The organism is Shigella sp. FC1661 (assembly GCF_001712525.1).
Taxonomy (GTDB): Bacteria; Pseudomonadota; Gammaproteobacteria; order Enterobacterales; family Enterobacteriaceae; genus Escherichia; species Escherichia coli.
Map to the genome: position 1 here is coordinate 23941 of NZ_MDGW01000188.1, position 6574 is coordinate 30514.

At 50.9% G+C, this 6574-nt stretch carries 7 protein-coding genes and 1 pseudogene; 4 read left to right on the top strand and 4 right to left on the bottom strand.

Annotated features, from left to right (window positions below):
* Positions 1 to 105: 105 nt before the first annotated feature.
* The 3 genes from BFF42_RS12000 to trmB all read right to left on the bottom strand — a co-directional run bounded on the left by BFF42_RS12000 (position 106) and on the right by trmB (position 2054).
* Positions 106 to 825, bottom strand: coding sequence for a YggN family protein (locus BFF42_RS12000; protein ID WP_000984796.1), 720 nt, complete (start codon positions 823 to 825; stop codon positions 106 to 108).
* A 183-nt stretch (positions 826 to 1008) separates the two neighbouring features.
* Positions 1009 to 1335, bottom strand: coding sequence for a YggL family protein (locus BFF42_RS12005; protein ID WP_001107564.1), 327 nt, complete (start codon positions 1333 to 1335; stop codon positions 1009 to 1011).
* On the bottom strand, positions 1335 to 2054 hold the full coding sequence (trmB, locus tag BFF42_RS12010; protein ID WP_000786911.1) for a tRNA (guanosine(46)-N7)-methyltransferase TrmB: 720 nt from the start codon (positions 2052 to 2054) through the stop codon (positions 1335 to 1337). Before trmB ends, BFF42_RS12005 begins: the two co-directional genes overlap by 1 nt.
* Before the next feature lie 160 nt (positions 2055 to 2214).
* Between trmB and mutY the strand changes: the two genes are divergently transcribed.
* The 4 genes from mutY (at position 2215) to nupG (ending at position 6172) form a co-directional block, all read left to right on the top strand.
* Positions 2215 to 3267 (top strand): A/G-specific adenine glycosylase, encoded by a 1053-nt coding sequence (gene mutY, locus BFF42_RS12015; protein WP_039059563.1) that lies wholly within the window; start codon positions 2215 to 2217, stop codon positions 3265 to 3267.
* Between the two features lie 27 nt (positions 3268 to 3294).
* Complete coding sequence (locus tag BFF42_RS12020) at positions 3295 to 3570, top strand: oxidative damage protection protein (protein WP_000091700.1); 276 nt, start codon at positions 3295 to 3297, stop codon at positions 3568 to 3570.
* A gap of 64 nt (positions 3571 to 3634) precedes the next feature.
* Entirely contained in the window at positions 3635 to 4714 is a 1080-nt protein-coding gene (gene mltC, locus BFF42_RS12025) for a membrane-bound lytic murein transglycosylase MltC (RefSeq protein ID WP_001298916.1), read from the top strand.
* Between the two features lie 201 nt (positions 4715 to 4915).
* Positions 4916 to 6172: a nucleoside permease NupG gene (nupG, locus tag BFF42_RS12030; protein WP_001049791.1), complete on the top strand. Its 1257-nt coding sequence runs from the start codon at positions 4916 to 4918 to the stop codon at positions 6170 to 6172.
* A 47-nt stretch (positions 6173 to 6219) separates the two neighbouring features.
* Here the strand turns inward: nupG and BFF42_RS12035 are convergent.
* Positions 6220 to 6477 (bottom strand): annotated as a pseudogene (locus BFF42_RS12035) (Orn/Lys/Arg family decarboxylase); the annotation flags it as partial.
* Positions 6478 to 6574: the final 97 nt, after the last annotated feature.

A 6574-nucleotide genomic window follows, 5' to 3' on the forward strand; every position in this document is an offset into this window, starting at 1 on the left:
ATTTACAACGTGAATATATTTTGGAGATCTACAAAGTTAGAGGCAGGTAACAAAACGAAGAATTAAACGGCATAAAAAAGTATTATGCCGTCTTAAAATAGAGGATTATTTTAAATTCCCGACCAGGGCTTTGCGGCTATCTTCCAGAGTCACAACGCGGCTACAAACATCTTTGCCAAACTGCTGGAAATCTTTTTCCTGCTTTTTCCACTCGGTTTGGATTGAGGATTGCAGCCCCCCCAGGCTTCCCAGCACATTCTGTAATGGGTTACCGCCGCTTTTCAGCACCGCTTTCGCGCCCATTTCATTAATGCTGTCCTGTAAAATTCCACCCATTGCCTGATTCACTAATTGCTGGCCTTCGGCGCGAACCTGATCAATGGCTTTATAGTGAAACGTCAGGCCATCGCTGCGCGTTTCGATAATGCGGTTCATCTGCTCTTTCAGCTGCGCATCAAGTTTGGTCAGACGGCTGCGCATTTTGCTGCTTTCGCCCATCTCCTGAACGATAATTTTATCCAGCGCAATACGGGCTTTTTCGACGCGGCTTTTCGCGCCTTCATCAATCCACGGCAGCGTGCTGCGTAGTTCAGCCTGATAATCCTTCGCCTGCTCGCGCTGGGCGGCATTCAGGGAATATTGCTTACCGTTATACATCACGTTGCCGTCTGGCGTGATCACCAGATTGCCGTTTTCGCCCTTCACCTGCACGGTTTGCGGGCTGACAATCACATCGTCACGCGGCGTGACGCTGCACTGGTAGTCGGCGTGAGCGGTCATTGCCGTCACTGAAAGTGCTGCCGCCAGCAGCATTTTGCGCATCATAGTCTTCCCTCAAGAAAAAATCAGGCCAGCATTTGCTGGCCCCAGATTGATAACAAAGTACGCGTTTTCCATGCCGGATGCGGCGTAAACACCTTATCCCGCCTACTCGATCGTGCATCTTTCCAGGCCTGATAAGCGTAGCGCATCAGGCAGTTTTGCATTTGTCATCGCCCGTATGCTTTCTTAGTCCCACCAAACGTCGAAAAGTTCGCTGGTGCGTACCTCATCCAGTTTGCGCTCTTCCAGCCACTTACGCACAATCGCCTGATGTTCTTCGGTGCATTTGCCGATTTCCTGCATGCAGATCAGACCTTCCCAGGCCAGATAACCGCTGCCGTCAAAGGCCAGTTTGTTCGGTTCGATAACCTCGTTAATAAAATCATCAACGGTTTTATCAATCTGTTCTTCCGATGTACCTTCCGGGAATCGCCATGCCACCGAAAATCCTAATTCCTGGAATTCGTCGATGTGCATTTTTTTACGCAGACGACGGCTACGGTTCTTTGCCATTATTTCACCCTCTCGAACATTAAGTCCCATACTCCGTGACCAAGACGATGACCACGTTGTTCAAATTTCGTCACCGGACGTGATGCCGGACGCGGTACGTAATCATTGCTCTCTGACAGGTTTTTATAACCGTCAATAGAAGACATCACTTCAAGCATATGTTCCGCATAAGGTTCCCAGTCGGTCGCCATATGGAATACGCCCCCCAGCTGCAGTTTGCTTTTTACCAGTTCGGCAAACGGCACCTGTACGATACGGCGTTTATTATGGCGCGCTTTGTGCCACGGGTCAGGGAAAAAGAGCTGCACCATGCGCAATGAATTGTCAGGAATCATTTTATGCAGCACTTCAACCGCATCGTGACACATCACTCGCAGGTTGCTTAAACCTTCTTCATGCGCAGAAGCCAGGCACGCACCAACGCCCGGTGAATGCACTTCAATGCCGAGGAAGTCCTGCTCAGGGCGATCTTTAGCCATTGCCACCAGCGACGCCCCCATGCCAAAACCAATCTCAAGCGTCACCGGCGCTTCACGGCCAAAAAGCGCGGGGAAATCCAGCATATCTTCGCTGAACTCAACGCCCATCACCGGCCAGTAGTTTTCCAGCGCATGTTCCTGGCCTTTGGTCAGTCGCCCCTGGCGGCGCACAAAACTACGGATACGGCGCAGTGGGCGGCCGTTTTCATCAAATTCCGGTGAAATGACGTCGTTTTTCATAAAGATTTAGTCGCTTGTGAAAGTGTTCTGAAAACGGGCATTATCCAAAGTTAGTTGCCGGATGCAAGCATGATAAGGCCGTGGCTGCGGAAAGTTCCGGTTTACACCCTGCCGTCGCTGTGCTGCAATCTTGCCCCCAACAACAGTGAATTCGGTGACCATGCAAGCGTCGCAATTTTCAGCCCAGATTCTGGACTGGTACGATAAATACGGGCGAAAAACGCTGCCCTGGCAAATTGACAAGACGCCCTACAAAGTATGGCTCTCAGAAGTGATGTTGCAACAAACTCAGGTTGCGACCGTTATCCCCTATTTTGAACGCTTTATGGCGCGCTTCCCGACGGTGACCGATCTCGCCAATGCGCCGCTCGACGAAGTTCTCCACTTGTGGACCGGGCTTGGCTATTACGCCCGCGCGCGCAATATGCATAAAGCGGCACAACAAGTGGCGACCTTACACGGCGGTAAATTCCCGGAAACCTTTGAAGAAGTCGCGGCGTTACCGGGCGTCGGGCGTTCCACCGCAGGCGCGATTCTCTCGCTTTCTCTGGGTAAGCACTTTCCGATTCTCGACGGTAACGTCAAACGCGTGCTGGCGCGCTGCTATGCTGTAAGCGGCTGGCCTGGGAAAAAAGAGGTCGAGAATAAATTATGGAGTTTGAGCGAGCAGGTGACGCCCGCGGTCGGCGTGGAACGGTTTAATCAGGCGATGATGGATTTGGGCGCGATGATTTGTACGCGCTCGAAGCCGAAATGTTCGCTCTGTCCGCTACAAAACGGATGTATTGCCGCCGCCAATAATAGCTGGTCGCTTTATCCGGGCAAAAAACCGAAACAGACGCTGCCGGAGCGCACCGGCTACTTTTTGCTGTTACAGCACGAAGATGAAGTATTGCTGGCGCAGCGTCCGCCGAGCGGATTGTGGGGCGGTTTATACTGTTTCCCGCAGTTTGCCGACGAAGAAAGTTTGCGGCAGTGGCTGGCGCAACGGCAGATTGCTGCCGATAACCTGACGCAACTGACCGCGTTTCGGCATACCTTCAGCCATTTCCACTTAGATATTGTGCCTATGTGGCTTCCCGTGTCGTCATTCACCGGCTGCATGGATGAAGGCAATGCGCTCTGGTATAACTTAGCGCAACCGCCGTCAGTTGGCCTGGCGGCTCCCGTGGAGCGTTTGTTACAGCAGTTACGCACTGGCGCGCCGGTTTAGCGCGTGAGTCGATAAAGAGGATGATTTATGAGCAGAACGATTTTTTGTACTTTCCTGCAACGAGAAGCAGAAGGTCAGGATTTTCAGCTGTACCCCGGCGAGCTGGGAAAACGCATCTATAACGAGATCTCCAAAGAAGCCTGGGCGCAGTGGCAGCACAAGCAAACCATGCTGATTAATGAAAAGAAACTCAACATGATGAATGCCGAGCACCGCAAGCTGCTTGAGCAGGAGATGGTCAACTTCCTGTTCGAGGGTAAAGAGGTGCATATCGAGGGCTATACGCCGGAAGATAAAAAATAAAAACAGTGCCGGAGCACGCCTCCGGCAACTTGCATAAAAACAAACACAACACGCACCCTGAATGATGAAAAAATATCTCGCGCTGGCTTTGATTGCGCCGTTGCTCATCTCCTGTTCGACGACCAAAAAAGGCGATACCTATAACGAAGCCTGGGTCAAAGATACCAACGGTTTTGATATTCTGATGGGGCAATTTGCCCACAATATTGAGAACATCTGGGGATTCAAAGAGGTGGTGATCGCCGGTCCTAAGGACTACGTGAAATACACCGATCAATATCAGACCCGCAGCCACATCAACTTCGATGACGGTACGATTACTATCGAAACTATCGCCGGGACAGAACCTGCCGCGCATTTGCGCCGGGCAATTATCAAAACGTTGCTGATGGGTGACGATCCGAGTTCGGTCGATCTCTATTCCGACGTTGATGATATTACGATTTCGAAAGAACCTTTCCTTTACGGTCAGGTGGTGGACAACACCGGGCAGCCGATTCGCTGGGAAGGTCGCGCAAGCAACTTCGCGGATTATCTGCTGAAAAACCGTCTGCAAAGCCGCAGTAACGGGCTGCGTATCATCTACAGCGTCACCATTAACATGGTACCGAACCACCTTGATAAACGTGCGCACAAATATCTCGGCATGGTCCGCCAGGCGTCACGGAAATATGGCGTTGATGAGTCGCTGATTCTGGCAATTATGCAGACCGAATCTTCCTTTAACCCGTATGCGGTCAGCCGTTCCGATGCGCTGGGATTAATGCAGGTGGTACAACATACTGCCGGGAAAGATGTGTTCCGCTCGCAGGGGAAATCCGGCACGCCGAGCCGCAGTTTCTTGTTTGATCCTGCCAGCAATATTGATACCGGCACCGCGTATCTGGCGATGCTGAACAATGTTTATCTCGGCGGAATTGATAACCCAACATCGCGGCGTTATGCCGTCATCACCGCCTATAACGGCGGCGCAGGCAGCGTGCTGCGAGTCTTTTCGAATGATAAGATTCAGGCTGCCAATATTATTAACACCATGACGCCGGGCGATGTTTATCAGACGCTGACGACCCGCCATCCCTCTGCGGAATCTCGCCGTTATCTTTATAAAGTGAATACCGCGCAAAAATCCTACCGCCGCCGATAATTCCATTAACCGCCCCTGACGATGCTCAGGGGCAAAAATGTTATCCACATCACAATTTCGTTTTGCAAATTGGGAATGTTTGCAATTATTTGCCACAGGTAACAAAAAACCAGTCCGCGAAGTTGATAGAATCCCATCATCTCGCACGGTCAAATGTGCTTTTTCAAACACTCATCCGCATCACGATGTGAGGAAATTAACATGAATCTTAAGCTGCAGCTGAAAATCCTCTCTTTTCTGCAGTTCTGTCTGTGGGGAAGTTGGCTGACGACCCTCGGCTCCTATATGTTTGTTACCCTGAAGTTTGACGGTGCTTCTATTGGCGCAGTTTATAGCTCACTGGGTATCGCAGCGGTCTTTATGCCTGCGCTGCTGGGGATTGTGGCCGACAAATGGTTAAGTGCGAAATGGGTATATGCCATTTGCCACACCATTGGCGCTATCACGCTGTTCATGGCGGCACAGGTCACGACACCGGAGGCGATGTTCCTTGTGATATTGATTAACTCGTTTGCTTATATGCCAACGCTTGGGTTAATCAACACCATCTCTTACTATCGCCTGCAAAATGCCGGGATGGATATCGTTACTGACTTCCCGCCAATCCGTATCTGGGGCACCATCGGCTTTATCATGGCAATGTGGGTGGTGAGCCTGTCTGGCTTCGAATTAAGCCACATGCAGCTGTATATTGGCGCAGCACTTTCCGCCATTCTGGTTCTGTTTACCCTGACTCTGCCGCATATTCCGGTTGCTAAACAGCAAGCGAATCAGAGCTGGACAACCCTGCTGGGCCTCGATGCATTCGCGCTGTTTAAAAACAAGCGTATGGCAATCTTCTTTATCTTCTCAATGCTGCTGGGCGCGGAACTGCAGATTACCAACATGTTCGGTAATACCTTCCTGCACAGCTTCGACAAAGATCCGATGTTTGCCAGCAGCTTTATTGTGCAGCATGCGTCAATCATCATGTCGATTTCGCAGATCTCTGAAACCCTGTTCATTCTGACCATCCCGTTCTTCTTAAGCCGCTACGGTATTAAGAACGTAATGATGATCAGTATTGTGGCGTGGATCCTGCGTTTTGCGCTGTTTGCTTACGGCGACCCGACTCCGTTCGGTACTGTACTGCTGGTACTGTCGATGATCGTTTACGGTTGCGCATTCGACTTCTTCAACATCTCTGGTTCGGTGTTTGTCGAAAAAGAAGTTAGCCCGGCAATTCGCGCCAGTGCACAAGGGATGTTCCTGATGATGACTAACGGCTTCGGCTGTATCCTCGGCGGCATCGTGAGCGGTAAAGTTGTTGAGATGTACACCCAAAACGGCATTACCGACTGGCAGACCGTATGGTTGATTTTCGCTGGTTACTCCGTGGTTCTGGCCTTCGCGTTCATGGCGATGTTCAAATATAAACACGTTCGTGTCCCGACAGGCACACAGACGGTTAGCCACTAATTACGCAAAGAAAAACGTCGCCAGAAGGTGACCCGTTTTTTTTATTCTTACTTCAACACATAACCGTACAACCGTTTCATGCCATCCGCATCGGTTTCGCTATAAACACCTTGCAGCTCCGGCGAAAATCCCGGCAACAAATTTACCCCTTCTTCCAGTGCAAGGAAATAACGTTGAACCGCCCCACCCCAGACTTCCCCGGGTACCACGCAAAGCACGCCAGGTGGATAAGGCAACGCCCCTTCTGCCGCAATTCGCCCTTCGGCATCACGAATCCGCACCAACTCCACTTCACCGCGAATATAAGGCAGTATGACTTTCCGTGAGACAGATGCTGGCCAACGTGGGATATTTAACGCGGGTTAACATCGTTGTCAGAGCCGCATGGGTGAGCTGTTGCTA